This window comes from Streptomyces sp. NBC_00271 (assembly GCF_036178845.1).
Classification (GTDB): Bacteria; Actinomycetota; Actinomycetes; order Streptomycetales; family Streptomycetaceae; genus Streptomyces.
Genome location: NZ_CP108070.1, coordinates 9,078,847 through 9,096,760, shown reverse-complemented (window position 1 = coordinate 9,096,760; position 17,914 = coordinate 9,078,847). Strand labels below are relative to the sequence as shown.

The following is a 17,914-nucleotide window of genomic DNA, read 5'->3' as shown; positions in this document are numbered from 1 at the left end:
GCTCACTTCACCGTCCGACCTGGAGGAAACCGTGGCACGAACCGTCGCCCGCGTCATCGTGGACGCCCTGAGCGAACTCGGCGTCCGCCAGGTGTTCGGCGTCGTGGGAGACGCGCTCAACCCGCTCACCGACGCCATCCGCACCACCGACGACGTGGAGTGGGTGGGCTGCCGTCACGAGGAGGCGGCGGCCTTCGCCGCGAGCGCCCAGTCCCAGCTCACCGACCGCCTGGGGGTGTGCATGGGCACGGTCGGCCCCGGTTCCGTGCACCTCCTCAACGGCCTCTACGACGCGGCCAAGAGCCGTACGCCCGTCCTGGCCATCGCCGGCCAGGTCCCCCTGTCCGAGCTGGGCAGCGACGCCTTCCAGGAAGTCGACAACGACCTGCTCTTCCGTGACGTGGCGGTCTTCCGCGCCACCATCACCGACCCCGACCAACTGCCACAGCTCCTCGAGACGGCGGTACGCAACGCCCTGGGCCACAAGGGCGTCGCGGTCCTCACCGTGCCGGGCGACATCGGCGACCGGGAACTGCACGCCGACCGTCCGGCCCGCTTCTCCCTGACCACGCCCACCACCCGCCCCGAAGCGTCCGCCGTACGCCGGGCCGCCGAGCTCCTCGACCACGCGGACCGGATCACCCTGCTGGTCGGGCAGGGCGCCCGCGCCGCCCGCGGAGACGTCCTCGCGCTGGCGGACCGCCTCGCGGCTCCGATGGTGCTGACGTTGAAGGCCAAGGAGGGCTTCGAGGGCGACAACCCCTTCCAAGTCGGCCAGACCGGACTGATCGGCAACCCCGCGGCGGCCGGCGCCATGCAGTCCGCGGACACCCTGCTCCTGCTGGGCACCGACTTCCCCTACCGCGACTGGTATCCCGAGGGCCGCACCGTCATCCAGGTCGACACCGAACCGGCGCACATCGGCCGCCGCGTGCCGGTGGACATCGGCCTCGTCGGCGACGCGGGTGCCACCGTGCGCGACCTGCTCGCCCACCTGACCGCCGAGCCGGGCGGGTCGTCCGGGTCGGACGGCGCACACGACCGCGGACACCTGAACCAGGCACGGGAACGTTTCCTGAGCTGGCGTGAGGGCCAGGCACGCCTCGCCGATCCCGCACACGACAAGAGTCTGGTCGGCAGGGCCCGCTCCGCGCTCGACAACCGCGAACACGACATCCGCCCGGAAGCACTGGCCGCCGCCGTGGACCGCAACGCCTCCGACGACGCGATCTTCACCTCGGACACCGGAATGGCCACCGTCTGGCTCTCGCGGTTCGTCGAGATGCGCGGGACGCGTCGGCTGCTGGGCTCCTACAACCTGGGCTCCATGGCCAACGCCATGCCGCAGGCACTCGGCGCGCAGTATCTGGACCGGGACCGCCAGGTCGTCGCGTTCTGTGGCGACGGCGGTCTGAGCATGCTCCTCGGCGACCTCATCACCCTCAAGTCCTGCCGACTGCCGGTCAAGCTCGTCGTCTTCGACAACCGCCGCCTGGGCATGGTGAAGCTGGAACAAGAGCAAGCCGGTCTCCCGGAGTTCGGAACCGTCCTGGACAACCCCGACTTCGCCGCCGTCGCCACCGCCATCGGCATCACCGGCATCCGCGTCACCGACCCCGCCGACCTCGACGACGCCGTAGGCCGCGCCTTCGCCACCCCCGGCCCCGTCCTCCTCGACGTCCTCACCAACCCGGACGAGATCGCCGTCCCCGCCAAGCCCACCGTCGAACAGGGCTGGGGCTTCGCCGTCGCCAAGATGAAGGAACGGCTGCGCAGCCACGGCGACGAAACCCACGACTGACCCCCTCCGCCGAAAGCGACCATGCCCGCCCGGGGATCCGGGAAAGGAAATCCGGGCGGGCTGTGGTCATGACTGATCGTGCGGCACCAGGGCCACGGTTCAGCGGCGGCGCAGCATCATGACGACAGCGACGATGACAATGATGACGACGACAGTACCCAGACCTATGTACACGAGTTTCTCTTTCCTTCGGGGAACAGCACCCATCGGTGCCGCAGAGAACCGAGTGCCCCCGTCAAATCCTTTCATCCCGCTCCGGTGAGTCTGTTGCCCCGCCGTGGCATGTGCCCATAGCTGCTGACCGCCACTGAATTCCTCGGCCGCACAGGCCGCAGAAGAAGGTCGGTCATGGTCTCCCTTCGCCCGATAAACGACCGGAACCATAAACGCACCGAAATAGCAATCACGGTGTCAGCTCAGGACCGCTGTGATGGCGTCTGCTCCGAGCAGCGGTGAGGCGCCGTTGCCCGGGTACACGGACACAGGATCAAACGGTGGCAGGCGAAGGCCGGTTGGTCGCCGCCCACGGCGGTTCACGACCTCCGGTGAGCACGAACGGACGCCGAACGTCACAGGACCTGCCGAAACGCCGACGAAGGACAGGTGAGCGCCCATGACCGCAGAGGGTTCCCCACGCACCGACAGTGGAGCACAGGAACCGGTCGGCGACCTGGTCCACCGCGCCTCGCAGCAGTTGTCGCAGTTGGTCCGCGCCGTCGCCGCGCTGATGGCAGCTCTCGGCAAGCGGCAGATCAGCAAGGCATACCCGCCTGCACCGGAACAGACCATCGACAGCGTCAAGGCCGACGTAGCCGAAATCAGGGAGAAGGCACAGCGATGACCCAGGACAAGCCGCACACGGGCGATGAGGCAGCCCCCTCCACGGAGGAACTGCGCAAGCAGGTCGAGGCGACCCGCGAGGAGCTCGGCGAGACCGTGGAGGCGCTCGCGGCCAAGGCCGATGTCAAGGCCCGCGCCCAGGAGAAGACGGACGCCGTCAGGGAACAGGTCGAGGAGAAGGCGGCACAGGCCAAGGCCCAACTGCGGGACACAGCATCACGCGTAGTCCACGAGGTGCAGGACAGGACCCCGGAGCCTGTGCGGGCCAAGGCCGCCGCCGCCACGGAGCAGGTCCGTGACAAGGCAGTTCACGCCGGTCAGCTCGCCTGGGAGAAGACCCCGAAGCCGGCACGCGAAAAGGCCGGCCAGGGTCTGCGGGCGGCACGAGCCAACCGCGCTCCGCTGCTCGCCGCGGCAGGCGCACTCATCGCGCTGCTGCTCATCCGTCGCTCCAGGAAGCACCGATGAAAGCGAGCAAGATCGCTTACAAACCACTCGGCATGGCCATGGGCGCCCTCAGCGGCATGCTGGCCGGTGCGGCGTTCAAGCAGGTCTGGAAACGGCTCGGCCACGACGACGACACCCCCAACGCCACCGACGAGCACCGCACCTGGCCCGAGGTCCTGTCGGCAGCCGCCCTGCAAGGAGCGATCTTCGCCGGCGTCAAAGCCGCCGTCGACCGCGGCGGCGCCACCGCTGTCCGCCGACTGACCGGCACCTGGCCCGGCTGACCACTTCCCTCGGCGTCCCCCGCAGCCCGCAGCCGGGCGGACGCCGACGGGCAGTCAGCTTCCAGAAGGAAGACACCTTCCAGCTCTCCCCTTCGCCATGCCCCCTTGCGGTTGCCGGGCCCCTCTCGTCTTCGGACAACCGGGCAGAGAGCCAGAAGCCGACGAAAGAGGTCGCCAAACGCCTGCCAGCCCAGGCGTGCTTCTCCATGTGCTCCTGTAACGACGTCCTTCCGGCCGCCGCCGACTTCCCAAGCTCAGCCACCCGTCGGCCGCCAAGAGGGGCCCTCCACGCCTCCGAATCGACTGCGTGCCCATAGCGTGCCCATAAGACCGGTGAACCACGGTCAACAGCGGTGCGATTCCGTGCCGACGAGTGCCATAAAAGAGCACATACGCCCAGGTCAGAAGCTGTCCGACTCCGCGAGCGCCGTCGCTTCCCAAGCTGAGAGCGCGAGGCCGAACCAGCACCGCCTCTCAAAAGCCCGAGGCCATGGGTGACCGGCGCCCCGCTTGATGCGGTGGGATGCGCGATCTCCTCCGGGTTCGCCGCGCCGCCGTCGGTGAACTCGTTGAGGCTTCCAATCACCAGTGACGTTCCTCCCACTGCTGGCCGTATGGGGGGCGTGGTGCAGGCCGCGCTGATCTTACTGTTCCCGATCCGCCGTTGGGGGAAGTCGTCCCGCGGCCAGGTAGCCCACGAAGGTGCTGAGCGCCAGACCCGCGCCCGCGCCGAGCGCGATCACCTTGCGTGGACGCCAGGTGCGCTGGAAGGTGGCCCCACCCGCGGAGTAGGCACCGAGGGCGGCGGACGCGGCATAGGCAGGAGAGACCAGCCACAGCGCCGGCCCGATGACGATCGCCAGCCCAGCGGCCGTGCGCAGCGCGAGCAGGGGCTCCAGCCGCGTCTCCTCGATCGTGAGCCCGGATCGCACGACCTCCCCGAAGGCCCGCAGCCACGTCACGGGTGTGAGCCCAGCCGGAACACCCTGCCGGGTCGCATCGGCCTGGTTGAGGTGCGGCAACCGTCGGGCAGGGAAGCCTCCCACACGCCCCGCGAACAGGCCGGCGGCCGCAGCCGCTGGACGGGGTGCAGCCACTGCGGACACTGCTGAGCGTCCGCCGTCCGTCCTACCGGGCCGGAGCGCGGGCAATCGCCGTTGGTTCAGGTCCGACAGAAGCGCGGGCGATTGCCCCCAGCCCCGGCCGGAGGACGGGCGGACGGCGGCCCCGGGTCGCCTACCGCTTGTGGCCGTTCCCGTGTCCGTTCGGATGCAGGACCACCTTGGTCCAGCCCTCGTCACGTGCGTCGAAGTGCTCGTAGGCGGTGGGGGCCTCGTCCAGGCTGAGTTCGTGGGAGACGACGAAGCTCGGCTTTGCCTTCCCGCCGGCGATCAGATCCCGCAGCGCCCGGTTGTACCTCTTCACCGGCGCCTGCCCGGTGCCCATGTGCTGGCCCTTGAACCACATCATGCCGAAGTCGATCGGGACCTTGCCTTGCGCCTCCAGTTCCCCCTGGGCCTCCGCGCCGCCGGGGTCCTGCGGCAGGAACACGCCCACCACACCGATGTCGCCCGTGAACCTGACCGAGTCGATCAGTCCGTTGAGCGTGAGGCTGGCGTCCTCATGTCCCTCGGGGTCGTGTGCCTGGTAGCCGACGCACTCACAGCCGTTGTCGGCGCCCAGACCGAGGGTGGCCTCCTTGACGACCTCCGCCGGCTTCTGCTCGGCGGTGTTGATCGGGATGGCCCCGATCTCCTCCGCCTTGCGCAGCCGGTCGGGCTGGTGGTCGGCCACCCAGACGCGCCCGGCGCCCTTGAGGAGGGCGGAGTAGGCCGCCATCAGCCCGACGGGGCCGGCCCCGAAGACAATCGTCTGGTCGCCCGGTTTGACGTGGGCCATCTCGGTGGCGTGATAGCCGGTGGGGAAGATGTCGGCGAGCATCACGTAGTCGGTCTGCCGCTCGGCGGCGTCCTCACCCAGCCGCAGCGCGTTGAAGTCGCCGTAGGGCACGCGCAGCAGTTCCGCCTGGCCGCCCTGGTAGGGGCCCATGTCGGCGAACCCGTAGGCGGCCCCGGCGAGAGCCGGTTCCGGCTGCATGGTCAGGCAGTAGTTGGTCAGACCCCGCTCGCACTGCTTGCAGAAGCCGCAGGCGATGTTGAAGGGCAGGACCACATACTCGCCGACCTGGACCTTGCGGACGGCCGAGCCGACCTCCACGACCTGGCCCATGTTCTCGTGTCCCAGGGTGCGGCCGGACTCGAACGAGGTGCGGCCCTCGTACATGTGCAGGTCCGAACCGCAGATGTTGGTAGTGGTGATCTTGACGATGATGTCGCAGGGGTGTTCGATCTTCGCGTCCGGTACGTCCTTCACCGTGACCGTTCGCGGGCCTTCATATACCGCTGCTTTCATGATCGCTTCCTTCGGTGCCGCGGCATGACCGCAGCACGGGTGCGATGGAGACGGCGTACCGAGCCTGACTCCCGGGAGTTGGTCCGACGGGGTCCATGGCTCCGGCATGCCTCTGTGGGCCGTTCACCCGGTTCAGGGGAACGGCGGTGCCGCCGTGGGCCTGCCCAGGCGGAGCTTCGGCGCTCCGGCGGCGTGCCTTCCGAGTCCCCGTCGGCCCTTGACCGAAACAACCACGCACCGATCGATCAGCAGCGGAATCTTCGTACACGGACGACCACCAACCACCGACGACCACCAGCCACCAACGAATCTCCGACTCGGGTCACCAGCTAGTCGCCGTCGTCGTCTTGGAGTATTCGGCGGCGCTCCTGTTCGCGCTTGGAGTAGGCGGCTGCCCGGATCGCCTCGTCGCTCTCCAAGCCTGATCCCAGCGCCCCGCCCACCGTGGCGACCGAAGCGACGAACCAGGACAACGTCCAGTATTCCGCGGCGTGAAGCGGGGTTCGTGTCGTGGAGGCGAACACTTGGCCGTTGAGGATGAACAGGGCCCACACCAAGTTGATGACGATCAAACCCACGTAGCAGACGAGCACCCCGATACCCACGGTCATGACCGTCGAGGCGTTGTAGAGCCTCGCCCTCTGCCTCGCCTCCCGCGAGACCTCTGCTGATCGATGCCACAGCTGCGCGTCCACGATCAGCCAGCCGATCATGAGCGCGACGGACCCGACCGTGGCGATCACGAGGCGTGGCGCGCTCAGGGACTCGGCCAGGTTCCAGATGGTGGAGTTCACAGTGGCGACTGCTCCCGTGGCGAGTGCGGCCGCCAGGGCTTTCGACAAGCCCGGCACCAAGCGCCACGGCCGGTTGGCGCGGACCATACCGACGAGCACCCTCAGGTAACCGCGCGGTCCGCTGACGACGTACCGAAGATCAGCGGTCTCCTCCTCACCGACCTGGCCCGGGTGAATAGGCGCGAGGCGACTGACGAAGGGCCCCAGAAGCGGCTGACTCCGCGGAGTTCCCTCAGCCCCGGTGGCCCGCGGGCCCGCCAAGCTGAGCACGGCTTCTTCCACGGCCCGCCGGGCTCTCGTCTGCAGACGCAGGCCCCCCAGCGGAGGAAGAGACAGCAGGGCCAAGCCGTGTTCGTGACTCAGATCCACAACGAGCTTGCGCCCGTGTGAGTGCAGCGGAAGGTCGGTGAGGGCCACGACGATGTCCCAACTCTCCGCTCTTCCGCGGTCCATGATCCGGCGCATCAAGGTGGACGGGTCATCGGTCCCTGCGGTGAAGGGCTCACTGACCACCTCGACGTCGAACCGTCGCCCCTGGCCTGACTTGTCGGCGAGCCGAGTGGGAAGTATCCGGGCCATGCGCTGCGCGATCTCCGTGGGCGCGTCGGGATCCGCCAGGAGAGCCACGACCGTAACGCCCTGAGACGACACCCGCATGACTCCTTCTCGTCGGCTGCCCCCGCGACCGCCCGTGCCCACAGGATGCCCCCGAGGTATCGCCGACGCCGCGTGACACGCTGGCCCCTGCCAGCAGGTGCAGGCGGTACGGTCAGATCTCCTCGTCCTCCGCGCACAGGGCCTGCTCCACCACCGGGCCACGGTTGCGTGCGCCACCCCGGGCAATGTCACTGCGGCGTTCCTGCTCACACCGCAGTCCTTGCCTCCCCTCGTCCGACACCAGCACGATGCCGAGTGCCTCTCCACGGTCCCGGTGCTCGTGCACGAGGCGGATAGCCATGGCACCCTCACCGGCCGCCGACGCCACCCGTCTGATCTGGGCATCTCCCTTGTGTGGCCGGGGTGTTGAGCGCTGAACAGGTGTGGGTGGAGACGTTCACAGAACTTCGGTTGACGCAGTTTTCGCGGCTGCTCAAAGCAGTGCGGGAGCGCGGTGGCAACGGCACGATGCAGGTGTTCGGAGTGTCCTCGTCCACCGTGTACCGGGTGAATCCAACGCCAGGACGTGACCGTCCTGGGTGACGGCGCCTACCTCAACTGCGGGATGGTCGTGCCGCACCGCAAACGCCCGCGCCGGGCCGTACTGGCAGGCGAAGAAGCGGACAACGCCGCCCACCGCAAGGTGCGTGCCCGGGTGGAGCATGTGATCGTACGCATGAAGAACCATAAGATCCTCCGCGGCTGCCGACAGCACGGCGACGGCCTCCACCACGCCGTCCGCGGGATACTCCGGACGCTCGTGTGAGCGGGGCCCGGTGACGGCTCCTGTCGCGCGGTTCCCGGTGCGATCAGGTAATCAGGAACGGTGAACAAGGACGCGACCGACCTCTTCGTACATGTCCGGGGCGCCAGTGAGAACAACCTGCGGAACATCGATGTCGACGTTCCGCGGGACGCGATGGTCGCCTTCACCGGCGTCTCCGGTTCGGGCAAGTCCTCGCTCGCGTTCGGCACGCTCTACGCGGAGGCCCAGCGGCGCTACTTCGAGTCCGTAGCACCGTACGCCCGAAGGCTGTTGCAACAGGTCGGCGCACCGCACGTGCAGGAGATCACCGGACTGCCACCCGCCGTGGCCCTGCAGCAGCGACGTGGGTCGCCCAGCTCGCGCTCGACGGTCGGCACCATCACCACGCTGTCCAATCTGCTGCGCATGCTGTACTCCCGCGCCGGCACCTATCCGCCCGGGGCCGCACGGCTGGAGGCCGAGTCGTTCTCACCCAACACGGCGGCCGGGGCCTGCCCGGAGTGCCACGGACTGGGCGTCGTGCACGACGTCGCCGAGGACCTGCTCGTCCCGGACCCCTCGCTGAGCATCCGCGAGGGGGCGATCGCCGCCTGGCCGGGCGCCTGGCAGGGCGCCAACCTGCGCAGTGTCGTGAGCGGCCTGGGGATCGACATCGACCGACCGTGGCGCAGGCTCAGGAAGAAGGACCGGGACTGGCTGCTGTACACGGACGAGCAGCCCTCCGTGTACATCGAGCCGGAGGAGGACCGCGTCGACTACGGCTACCAGGGCAAGTTCTGGAGCGCCCGCAAGCACGTCATGCACGTCCTCGCCGACTCCAAGAGCGAGAAGATGCGCGAACGGGCGCTCCGGTTCGTCAGGAGTGTGCCCTGCCCCGAGTGTCACGGCAGCGGACTGCGGCCCGAGGCGCTCGCCGTGACCTTCGCCGGACGTTCCATCGCCGAGATCAACGCGATGCCGCTCACCGAGGTCGTGGCGCTGCTGCGGCCCGTCGCGGGGCGGTCCGAGGCCGACGCCACCACGTCGACCGCCCGATCCGGGGAGACGACCGAGGTCGCGGTCCGGATCTGCGGCGATCTGGTCGCGCGGGTCGACGTACTGCTCGACCTGGGCCTCGGATATCTCAGCCTCGGGCGCCGCTCGACGACCCTGTCGCCCGGCGAGGCGCAGCGCCTGCGGATCGCCACCCAGCTGCGCTCGGGGCTGTTCGGCGTCGTCTACGTCCTCGACGAGCCCTCCGCGGGCCTGCACCCGGCTGACGCGGAACCGCTGCTGGACGTGCTGGACCGCCTCAAGGCGGCGGGCAACTCGCTGTTCGTCGTGGAGCACGACATGGACGTCGTACGGCGGGCGGACTGGGTGGTCGACATCGGCCCCGGCGCGGGTGAGGGCGGCGGACGCGTCCTGTACAGCGGCCCGGTCGCCGGTCTTGAGCGGGTCGGGGAGTCGGCTACGAGCCAGTACCTGTTCGGGCGCGCCCAGCCGCTCGATCACCGCCCGCGCGCATCGCACGGCTGGCTGCACCTGAGCGGCGTCTCCCGCCACAATCTGCACGACGTGTCCGTCGACGTACCGCTCTGCGTACTGACGGCGGTGACGGGCGTGTCCGGTTCCGGAAAGTCGACGCTGGTGACGCAGGTGCTCGCCGAGGTCGTCCGCGGCCACCTCGGACTCGTACCCGAGGAGCCCGACGAGGCGCAGCTGGAGGTCGACGTCCAGGACGCGTCGGGGGTCGAGTCGTTCGACCGGCTGGTCCGGGTCGACCAACGGCCCATCGGCCGAACTCCCCGGTCCAACCTTGCCACGTACACGGGGATGTTCGACGCGGTGCGCAAGCTGTACGCGGCGACGGACGAGGCCAAGGCGCGCGGCTACTCGGCCGGGCGGTTCTCCTTCAACGTGCCCGAAGGGCGGTGCGAGACCTGCCAGGGCGAAGGATTCGTCGCGGTCGAACTGTTGTTCCTGCCCGGCACCTACGCACCGTGCCCGACCTGCCAGGGCGCCCGGTACAACGCCGAAACGCTGGAAGTCACCTACCGCGACAAGAACATCGCGGAAGTGCTGGCGCTGTCCGTCGACGCCGCCGCCGAGTTCCTGTCCGCCGTCCCGGCCGCCTCCCGCAGTCTGGAGACGTTGCGCGAGGTGGGACTGGGGTACCTGCGGCTGGGGCAGCCCGCGACGGAACTCAGCGGTGGTGAGGCGCAACGCATCAAACTGGCCACTGAACTCCAGCGAGCCCGCCGCGGTCACGCGCTCTACCTGCTCGACGAACCGACGGCGGGGCTGCACCCCTCGGACATCGCGCTGCTGCTGCGACAGCTGCACCGGCTCGTCGACGCCGGCAACACGGTCGTCCTCGTCGAGCACGACCTGGACACGATCGCCACCGCCGACTGGGTCATCGACCTCGGGCCGGGCGGCGGCGACGCGGGCGGGCGGGTGGTCGCGGCGGGCCCGCCGGCCAAGGTGGCGAGGGCCCGCCGCAGCGCCACCGCGCCCTATCTCGCGGCCCGGCTCGCGCGCTCATGACGACGGCGCGAAGGGCTGAGCACCGGTTCAGGACGCGGGGTCGCTCGCGTCGATGCCGCGTTCCAGCTTGTGGCGGATATCGCTCGCGAGGTGCCCCGTCTGGGCCCATTCCGCCGGGTCAGCTGGGCATGGGGTGGTGCGCCCGGGCGAACTGCTCCACGACGGCGGCGCAGAAGGCGGGCAGGTCGGCCGGGCTGCGGCTGGTGACCAGCTGCCCGTCGACGACCACCTCCTGATCGGCGACGACCTCCGCGCCGGCGTGGCGCAGGTCGGTGCGGATGCTGGGCCAGGACGTCAGGCGACGGCCGCGCACGGCGTCGGCTTCCGCCAGGGTCCACGGGTCGTGGCAGATCGATGCGACCGGTTTCCCGCCGGCCATGAAGTCCTTGACGAACTGCACCGCGTCGCGGTCCATGCGCAGCTGGTCAGGGTTCATGGTCAACACCCTGCTGCAGATCCTCGATGACGGCAGCATCACCGACGCTCAGGGCCGCACCGTCGACTTCCGCAACGACGAACTGCGGCAGCGGCTCGCCGAACGCCGCATCACCGTCGAACTCACCGACGCCGCCAGAGAAGTGATCGCCCACCAGGGCTACGACCCGGTGTACGGGGCCCGGCCACTGCGCCGCTACATCTCCCACGAGGTCGAGACACTGGTCGGACGCGCCCTGCTGCGCGGCGACGTCCAGGACGGCGCGACGGTCCGCGTCGACGCCGAACACGGAGAGCTGGTGGTCACCTACGACCAGCCCGAGGACGTGAAGGGAGCGCGGGCGGCATGAGCACGATGCGGGCGACGACCGTCAGTTGTCCTAACTGCGGGCGCATCAACCGGGTGCCCGTGGCCGCGGAGGGCCGCCCCAAGTGCGGCCACTGCAAGCAGCCCCTACCGTGGATGGTGGACGCGGGCGACGACGACTTCACCGAGGTCGCCGGGCGGGCCGACGTCCCCGTAGTGGTCGACCTGTGGGCCACCTGGTGCGGCCCCTGCCGCATGGTCAGCCCCGCGCTGGAGAAGGTCGCCACCGATCTCACCGGCCGCATCAAACTCGTCAAGGTCGACATCGACAAGAACCCGCGGCTGTCGCGGCGTTTCGAGGTCCAGGCGGTACCGACACTGCTCGTCCTCGACCAGGGCGAGACGGTCGCCCGGCAGGCGGGGGCGGCACCCGCCCCCGTCCTGCGCCAGTGGGTGGAACAGTCGATCACGGCCCGGGAAGGGTGATCCGGATGACCCTGCACGCAGACCCCCACCTCGCGCTTGTCCGGCCGGTCCAGCCGCTGACCCCAGAAGGGTGTCAGGAGTGTCTGCTGCTCGGCTCCCCGTGGGTCCACCTGAGGCTCTGCCTGACCTGCGGGCACGTCGGCTGCTGTGACTCCTCGCCGAACAAGCACGCGCGCAGGCACGCAGCTGCCGACGCCCATCCGATCGTGCAGTCGTTCCAGCCCGGCGAGGATTGGCGCTGGTGCTACGTTCACGAGGCGTTCGTCTGATGTCCGGCGACCGGCCGCTGCCGGGCGGAGAACCGGTGCCGGAGGAAGCGGACGAGGCCGTCTTCCGGGAGACCCCGGACACCTGCGGCGCGTATCCGCGCCTTACGGAGGACCAGATAGCACGTCTGGCGGAGCACGGGCAACGCCGGAGCATGGCTCCGAACGACGTGCTGATCCAGGAGGGGGAGCGCTGCGAGACGTTCTTCGTCGTGCTCAGCGGTACCGTCGCCGTCGTCGAGGACTATGGCACTCCCGAGGAACACGTGCTGCGCGTGCACGGCCCCGGTCGCTTCATCGGCGAGCTCGGGCTGCTGCACGGACAGGTGGCCTTCTACACCGCTGTCGCCAGGGACCCGGGCGAGGTCCTCGTCGTCTCCTTGGACCAATTGCGCCACCTGGTGTCCCAGGACTCCACCATCGGGGACCTCGTGCTGCGCGCCTGTCTGGGCCGGCGCGCGCTGCTCGTCGGACAGGGCGTCGGCTTCCGCATCATCGGCTCGCGCTACTCCCCCGACACCCGGCGGCTGCGCGAGTTCGCCATCCGCAACCGGCTGCCGCACCGCTGGATCGACCTGGAGACCGACGAGGAGGCCGAGGACCTGCTGCGCCGCTTCGGCGTCGGCCCGGAGGAGACACCGCTCGTCATCTGGCGGGACACCACCCTGTTGCGCAACCCCAGCAACGCGGAACTGGCCCGGCTCATCGGCCTGCCGTCATTGCCCGCCGGAAACCGTCACGGCGACGTCCTCATCGTCGGCTCCGGACCCGCCGGCCTCGCTGCCGCGGTGTACGCCGCCTCCGAGGGCCTGAGCACCACCGTGGTGGAGGCGTTGGCCACCGGCGGCCAGGCCGCCACGTCGTCCCGCATCGAGAATCTGCTCGGCTTCCCCGCCGGCATCTCAGGCGCCGAACTCACCGAACGCGCCGTGCTCCAAGCCGACAAGTTCGGCGCCAGGATCAGCGTTCCGCTGGAGGCGACCGGTCTCCGTCCCAAGGACGAGGACCACTACGTGGTGGCGTTCGCCGACGGCAGCGAGATCGCCGCCCGCGCCGTCGTCCTGGCCACGGGCGCCCGCTACCGCCGGCTCCAGGTGCCCGGCATCGAACGCCTGGAGGGAACGAGCGTCCACTACTCGGCGACCGTCTACGAGGCCCAGCAGTGCCGCACCGACCCGGTGGCCGTCGTCGGCGGAGGCAACTCGGCGGGCCAGGCGGTGCTGTTCCTCGCCGGGTACGCGCCGAAGGTGCACCTGCTGGTCCGAGGACCCAGCCTTGAGGCCAACATGTCCCGCTACCTGGTCGACCAGGTCGAACGCCATCCGCGGGTGGAGGTCATGCTGCACACCGAGGTCACCGAGGTCATCGGCCAGGAGGTGCTGGAGGAGCTCGACGTGGTCGACAACCGCACGGGCGGGCACAGCCGACTCGCGGTACGGGGCCTGTTCGTCTTCACCGGCGCCGACCCCCACACCGAGTGGCTCGCCGGCATCATTGCCCTCGACTCCCGCGGCTTCGTCCTCACCGGCCCGGAGGCCCAGGAAGCCTGCGCCTACCCCGAGGTGTGGCACGGCCTCGGGCGCTCGTGCATGACCCTGGAGACCAGCCTGCCCGGGGTCTTCGCGGTAGGAGACGTCCGTAGCGGCTCGGTAAAGCGGGTGGCCTCCGCGGTCGGCGAAGGCGCGATGAGTGTCCACTTCGTGCACCGCTACCTGGGCCGCACGGCCGCGCACGGCGGCACCGACAGCTCACCGCAGACCCGTCCGAAGGAGTCCGCTTGGCTCGCATGACGCCCAGGAGATGCGGGACTTGCGGGATCTGACGCGGTCACGGACAGCGATGACACAGGAACGGGCTCGGATGATCCAGCGACTGGAGAGGGTGCTCCAGGATGCCGGGATCAAGCTGACATCGGTGGCCTCCCAGGCGTACTCGAAGTCCGCGCGGGCGATCCTGGACGCACTGGTGGAGGGAGAGCGCGATCCAAAGGTCCTGGCCTCGCTGGTCAAGGGCCGCTTGCGGTCCAAAAGGGAGAGGCTGGAGGTGGCACTCGGGCACCGTTTCCGCGTCGAACACCGCGGGGTACTCGCCCGCCGACTGCTGGCCAACCTGGACACCCTTGATGCCGCAATCACCGAGCTGGACACCGAGACCGGCCGACGGCTGGAGCCTCATCAGCCGATGCTGGACCTGCTGTGCCGCGTCACGCGCGCAGGGTCCGCGACGTCCTTGCGGGTCACCATCAGGTACACCACCAGGCCGAGGATGACCGCCAGGAAGAGCCCGCTCGTGACGACGGTGCCGAACCCGAGGCCGCCGTTGCCGGTCGGCTGGGACAAGTAGTCGCCGATCGAGGCGCCCAGCGGGCGGGTGAGGATGTAGGCGATCCAGAAGCTCCACACCGCGTCCAGGCCCAGCGCGAAGTACGCGACCGCCACGGCGGCGATGGCCAGCGCGAACAGGACCGCCGCGAGCCAGTAGCCCAGGTCCATGCGCTCGGAGACCAGATCGCCGCCCGCCGTTCCGAGGGCAAAGGTGAACAGTACGGCCAGCCAGTAGTACGCCTCACGGCTGGTGGTGTCGATGCTGTGGATGGAGAGGGTGCGCTCGCGCCGGTACCAGACGACGAACACGACGGCGAGAAGGACGGCGAACACCGCGGTGGTCGTCTCCAGCGGTACTCCCATGTTGTCGGTGAGGTTGTCGCTGATCAGCGTGCCGACCACGCTGATGAGGGCGACCGCGAGCCAGTACACGCCCGCGCGGTAGGCGGTGGTGCGGAACTGGATGACAAGGACGACCGCGAGCAGTGCGCTCATCAGGACCGACACGCCGGTCAGGCCCAGACCGGCCTTCTCGTTGAGAAGGTCGGCCGCGGTCTCGCCGACCGTCGTGCACAGCACCTTGATGATCCAGAAGTAGGCGGTGACCTCGGGGACCTTGTTCCAGCGCAGACGTGGGGAGGGACGAGCAGAGGCACTCGTGCCCGGTTCGGCCTCAGGAGTCTCGGAGAGTTCATAGGTCATGGGGCCAGACGGTGCCAGCGGTTACCTGAACGCATCCTGACCGCCGCGCGACTTTCCCGGCCCTCCGGGTCCGGCCTGATCACGATGAGCGCATGCACACCCGCGCCGCGTCCTGGCTGCGGCACCGGCTCGGCCGCGTCGTCGTCATGTCCTACGCCCTCGCCCTGTTCCTGCCCGGCCCCGGCCTGTGGCTGCGCCGCCCTCACCCCTTACCGATACCGCCGACGCACCTGACGCTGCACACCGCACCGCTCCTACTGTCCCTGGTGCTGTGCTCGGCAGGGCTCCAGGTACCTGTCCGCGCGCTGGGCCGCCTGCTGCGACGGCCGAAGGCCCTGCTCGCCGGGCTCGTGCTGCACCTCGCGATCCCGCTGGCGGTCGTGCCGCTCGTCGCCTTCCTGCTGCGGCGCACCCCCGACACCGACGGCGGCAGCGGACTGCTCACCGCGATGATCCTCGTCGTGGCGATGCCCGTCGCCGCCGGAGCCACCGTGTGGACCGACAAGGGCGACGGCGACCAGCCGACGATGGTGGGCCTCGTCCTGGCCTCCACCCTCCTCAGCCCGGTCACCACCCCCTTGCTGCTGCAGACCCTGGCGCCGCTGCTCAGCGGCGGCTACGCGCACACCCTCGCCGCCACAGGGCAGCTGGCCGAGGGCGGATTCGCCCTCACCGCCGTAGTCCTTCCCTGTGCGGCGGGCCTCCTGGGCGCGCTCGTCCTGCCCGCGCGCCTGCTACACCGCCTCCAGTTGACGGTGACGCCCTTGGCCCTGACCGGCTCGCTGCTGCTGACCTACGTCAACGCCAGCGGCGCCCTCGGCTCCGTCCTCACCCGGCCCCGCCCTCTGCTGTTCGCCGCCGCCCTGGCGGTGGCCGCTCTGGTCTGCCTGCTCTCCTTCGCCCTCGGCCGGGCCGCCGCCCGCGTCCTGCGACTGGAGGCGGGCACCGCCTCGTCGCTGACGCTCGCCTGCGGCATGAACAACAGCAGCGCGAGCGCGGTCCTGATCACCTCTACCCTGCCCGACAAACCGCACCTGTTGCTGCCGGTCCTCACCTACGGGCTGCTGCAGAAGACCGCCGCGAGTCGCATGGTCACCCGCCTGCGGCGCGACCCCGCTCCGCCGGCAGGCCCCTGACATGCTCAGCCGCCGCCCGCCGGGCCGGCCTCCTCCTGGCGTACGGGAACGAGCAGAGTGAACGTGGCAGGACGGCGACCGGTCAGGGAGAGTCTGCCGCCCAGAGAGACGGCCAGGTCGCGGGCGAGGGACAGGCCGATGCCGGAGCCCGGTCCCGCACCGGTGTGGCCGCGGTCGAACAGCCGAGCCGCCTCACCGTCCACGGCGCCCTCGTCGGTGACGTCGAAGGCGACGGATTCGCCGAGGTCGCGGGCCGTGAGACGTACGGTGCCACGCCCGTGGACGCGCGCGCTGTCCAGCAGGACGCCGAGGATCTCGGGTACGGGCCTCCTCACCGGCATCCGCCCTACGCGACCGAGTCCTGATCGTCTGGGCGGTCCTCGCCGGGGTCCGCGCCCTCGCGCTGATCCACACCGGACACGGCCGTGCTGCTGCGCGAGGCCGCGGAGCGCTGGCACGGACTGCTCGCCCGCGACGGCAGACGCCTGGGGTGCGGGACCCCTGAGACGTCGGACGACATCCGCGTCCCCGGCGCCCCCGTCACTTCTTGGTCAGCTGCCGTGCGTCGATCATTCGTGTTCTCCCTGTCGGGCTCCGGCGTGCGTCACCTCGGACGCCACACCGGCAACGCTGAGCGCCGAATCACCCCGATCCGGTGGTACCGGGAGGCTGAACCGCGCCGCGCACGTCGTACCGCGGTACCACGCGACTACCTGCGGTGCCTTCCGTGTCCGTCGGCTCCACCGGCGTGGCAGCAGGCCTCCGGCCGCTGCCCGGGGTGGCCTGCCCACGCCGCGCCCAGCGCCCCGGCGTCCGCGGCGCACTGGGCCCGTTCCGCGCTCTCGACCAGGTTCTCGCTGTCCGAGGCGGCGTTGGCCAGGCTGGCGCAGCACAAGGTGAGCAGGAGGGCGCCCGCCGCGAAGGGCAGGGTGCGGCGCGGGGGCGGCGGGGCCAGCAGGGCCTGTACTCGCTGGGGCACCGCCCCGCCGGTCGCGGCCAGGGAAGCGGGGCGTGGCATGCCGGCGGAGGCGAGAGCCGCCCGCCCGACGGCGCGGGCGACGACCGTACGGCTGCCGATCCGGGCTGCGGCCTCCTCGTCCGCCCACCGCTCCAGGACGAAGCCACCGGCCTCGGCCAGCGGTCGCAGCAGCGGGTTGGCGGCCGCTGTGAGTCGCCACACGGTCTGAAAGTGGTGGTGGCGGCCGCGGAGATGGGCCCGTTCGTGCGCCAGGAGTGCCTCGCGCTCCGCGTCACCGAGGCAGCGCAGCATCCCGCGGGACACCACGATCCGTCCGGGGGTACCGGGCAGCGCGAACGCCTGCGGGGCCTCATCGTCGAGCACCGCCAGTTCGGTGTCTCCGGGCACCCGGCCGCATTCGCGCCGCGCCCACAGGACGTGGCGGCCCTGCCGTACGGCGGCCGCCCCCAGCGATACGAGCCCCGCCGCCAGGGTCAGGGCGCTGACGGTCGCGACGCCCAAGGAGACCGGGTCCTGCGCGCGCAGCGCGGTCACCGACCAGTGGCCCTCCTCCGCGACCTCGGGGATCTGCGCGAACCCGGTGAACGCCAGCAGGGCCAGTGAGCCGAGCCAGCCGGTCGCTGTCACGAGCGCCGCACACGCCAGGGACCAGGCCGCGAGACGCGGTGCCGGCCGCCGGGCTGCCCGGGGCGCGAGCACCGCGAGGACCACGGTCACCACGAGGGGGACGTACACGCTGATCCTCACCG

General features: G+C 70.2%; 15 protein-coding genes and 4 pseudogenes. 11 read left to right on the top strand and 8 right to left on the bottom strand.

The genetic code is table 11. The features are described from left to right. Positions 1-31 precede the first annotated feature (31 nt). The 4 genes from OG798_RS41140 (at position 32) to OG798_RS41125 (ending at position 3,372) form a co-directional block, all read left to right on the top strand. Positions 32-1,801 (top strand): thiamine pyrophosphate-dependent enzyme, encoded by a 1,770-nt coding sequence (locus tag OG798_RS41140; RefSeq protein ID WP_267063255.1) that lies wholly within the window; start codon positions 32-34, stop codon positions 1,799-1,801. Positions 1,802-2,414: 613 nt separating this feature from the next. Next, positions 2,415-2,642, top strand: coding sequence for a phage holin family protein (locus tag OG798_RS41135; protein WP_328758666.1), 228 nt, complete (start codon positions 2,415-2,417; stop codon positions 2,640-2,642). After that, the gene (locus tag OG798_RS41130) at positions 2,639-3,109 is read left to right on the top strand and encodes a DUF3618 domain-containing protein (RefSeq protein WP_120985914.1); all 471 of its coding nucleotides are present in this window, start codon (positions 2,639-2,641) and stop codon (positions 3,107-3,109) included. The genes OG798_RS41135 and OG798_RS41130 overlap by 4 nt, the downstream gene beginning before the upstream one ends. Beyond that, a complete protein-coding gene (locus OG798_RS41125; RefSeq protein ID WP_097224298.1) occupies positions 3,106-3,372 on the top strand; it encodes a DUF4235 domain-containing protein in 267 nt (88 codons plus the stop codon). Before OG798_RS41130 ends, OG798_RS41125 begins: the two co-directional genes overlap by 4 nt. 671 nt (positions 3,373-4,043) lie before the next feature. Here the strand turns inward: OG798_RS41125 and OG798_RS41120 are convergent. The 4 genes and pseudogenes from OG798_RS41120 to OG798_RS41105 all read right to left on the bottom strand — a co-directional run. After that, positions 4,044-4,394, bottom strand: a pseudogene (locus OG798_RS41120) (FUSC family protein); the annotation flags it as partial. A gap of 214 nt (positions 4,395-4,608) precedes the next feature. Continuing rightward, positions 4,609-5,784 carry a glutathione-independent formaldehyde dehydrogenase gene (locus tag OG798_RS41115; protein WP_097224299.1) on the bottom strand — a complete coding sequence of 392 codons (1,176 nt, stop codon included), beginning with the start codon at positions 5,782-5,784 and terminating at the stop codon, positions 4,609-4,611. A 329-nt stretch (positions 5,785-6,113) separates the two neighbouring features. Next, positions 6,114-7,235 carry a hypothetical protein gene (locus OG798_RS41110; RefSeq protein ID WP_183127088.1) on the bottom strand — a complete coding sequence of 374 codons (1,122 nt, stop codon included), beginning with the start codon at positions 7,233-7,235 and terminating at the stop codon, positions 6,114-6,116. 112 nt (positions 7,236-7,347) lie between these two features. Further along, positions 7,348-7,536, bottom strand: a complete 189-nt coding sequence (locus OG798_RS41105; protein WP_328758664.1) for a hypothetical protein — start codon at positions 7,534-7,536, stop codon at positions 7,348-7,350. Positions 7,537-7,589: 53 nt separating this feature from the next. On the opposite strand from OG798_RS41105, the pseudogene OG798_RS41100 reads away from it, so the two are divergent. Beyond that, positions 7,590-8,001, top strand: a pseudogene (locus tag OG798_RS41100) (transposase family protein). A gap of 60 nt (positions 8,002-8,061) precedes the next feature. Further along, complete coding sequence (gene uvrA, locus OG798_RS41095; protein ID WP_328758663.1) at positions 8,062-10,530, top strand: excinuclease ABC subunit UvrA; 2,469 nt, start codon at positions 8,062-8,064, stop codon at positions 10,528-10,530. Between the two features lie 118 nt (positions 10,531-10,648). On the opposite strand, the pseudogene OG798_RS41090 reads toward uvrA, so the two are convergent. Then, a pseudogene (locus tag OG798_RS41090) lies at positions 10,649-10,969 on the bottom strand (DJ-1/PfpI family protein); the annotation flags it as partial. Position 10,970: 1 nt separating this feature from the next. Here OG798_RS41090 and OG798_RS41085 point away from each other — a divergent pair. The 4 genes and pseudogenes from OG798_RS41085 to OG798_RS41070 all read left to right on the top strand — a co-directional run. Continuing rightward, positions 10,971-11,315: pseudogene (locus OG798_RS41085) on the top strand (hypothetical protein); the annotation flags it as partial. After that, complete coding sequence (trxA, locus tag OG798_RS41080; protein WP_328758662.1) at positions 11,312-11,758, top strand: thioredoxin; 447 nt, start codon at positions 11,312-11,314, stop codon at positions 11,756-11,758. The pseudogene OG798_RS41085 and the gene trxA, both read left to right, overlap by 4 nt. 5 nt (positions 11,759-11,763) lie before the next feature. Continuing rightward, positions 11,764-12,027, top strand: a complete 264-nt coding sequence (locus OG798_RS41075) for a UBP-type zinc finger domain-containing protein (RefSeq protein ID WP_097227389.1) — start codon at positions 11,764-11,766, stop codon at positions 12,025-12,027. Further along, the gene (locus tag OG798_RS41070; RefSeq protein ID WP_328758661.1) at positions 12,027-13,814 is read left to right on the top strand and encodes an FAD-dependent oxidoreductase; all 1,788 of its coding nucleotides are present in this window, start codon (positions 12,027-12,029) and stop codon (positions 13,812-13,814) included. Before OG798_RS41075 ends, OG798_RS41070 begins: the two co-directional genes overlap by 1 nt. 384 nt (positions 13,815-14,198) lie before the next feature. Here the strand turns inward: OG798_RS41070 and OG798_RS41065 are convergent, their stop codons facing one another. Then, the gene (locus OG798_RS41065) at positions 14,199-15,050 is read right to left on the bottom strand and encodes a COG4705 family protein (protein ID WP_328758660.1); all 852 of its coding nucleotides are present in this window, start codon (positions 15,048-15,050) and stop codon (positions 14,199-14,201) included. Between the two features lie 92 nt (positions 15,051-15,142). On the opposite strand from OG798_RS41065, the gene OG798_RS41060 reads away from it, so the two are divergent. Continuing rightward, positions 15,143-16,186 (top strand): sodium-dependent transporter, encoded by a 1,044-nt coding sequence (locus OG798_RS41060; protein ID WP_095851783.1) that lies wholly within the window; start codon positions 15,143-15,145, stop codon positions 16,184-16,186. A 5-nt stretch (positions 16,187-16,191) separates the two neighbouring features. On the opposite strand, the gene OG798_RS41055 is transcribed toward OG798_RS41060, so the two are convergent. Next, positions 16,192-16,527 (bottom strand): ATP-binding protein, encoded by a 336-nt coding sequence (locus tag OG798_RS41055; protein ID WP_328758659.1) that lies wholly within the window; start codon positions 16,525-16,527, stop codon positions 16,192-16,194. A gap of 368 nt (positions 16,528-16,895) precedes the next feature. Continuing rightward, positions 16,896-17,912, bottom strand: a complete 1,017-nt coding sequence (locus OG798_RS41050) for a M56 family metallopeptidase (RefSeq protein WP_328758658.1) — start codon at positions 17,910-17,912, stop codon at positions 16,896-16,898. Between the last annotated feature and the right edge of the window lie 2 nt (positions 17,913-17,914).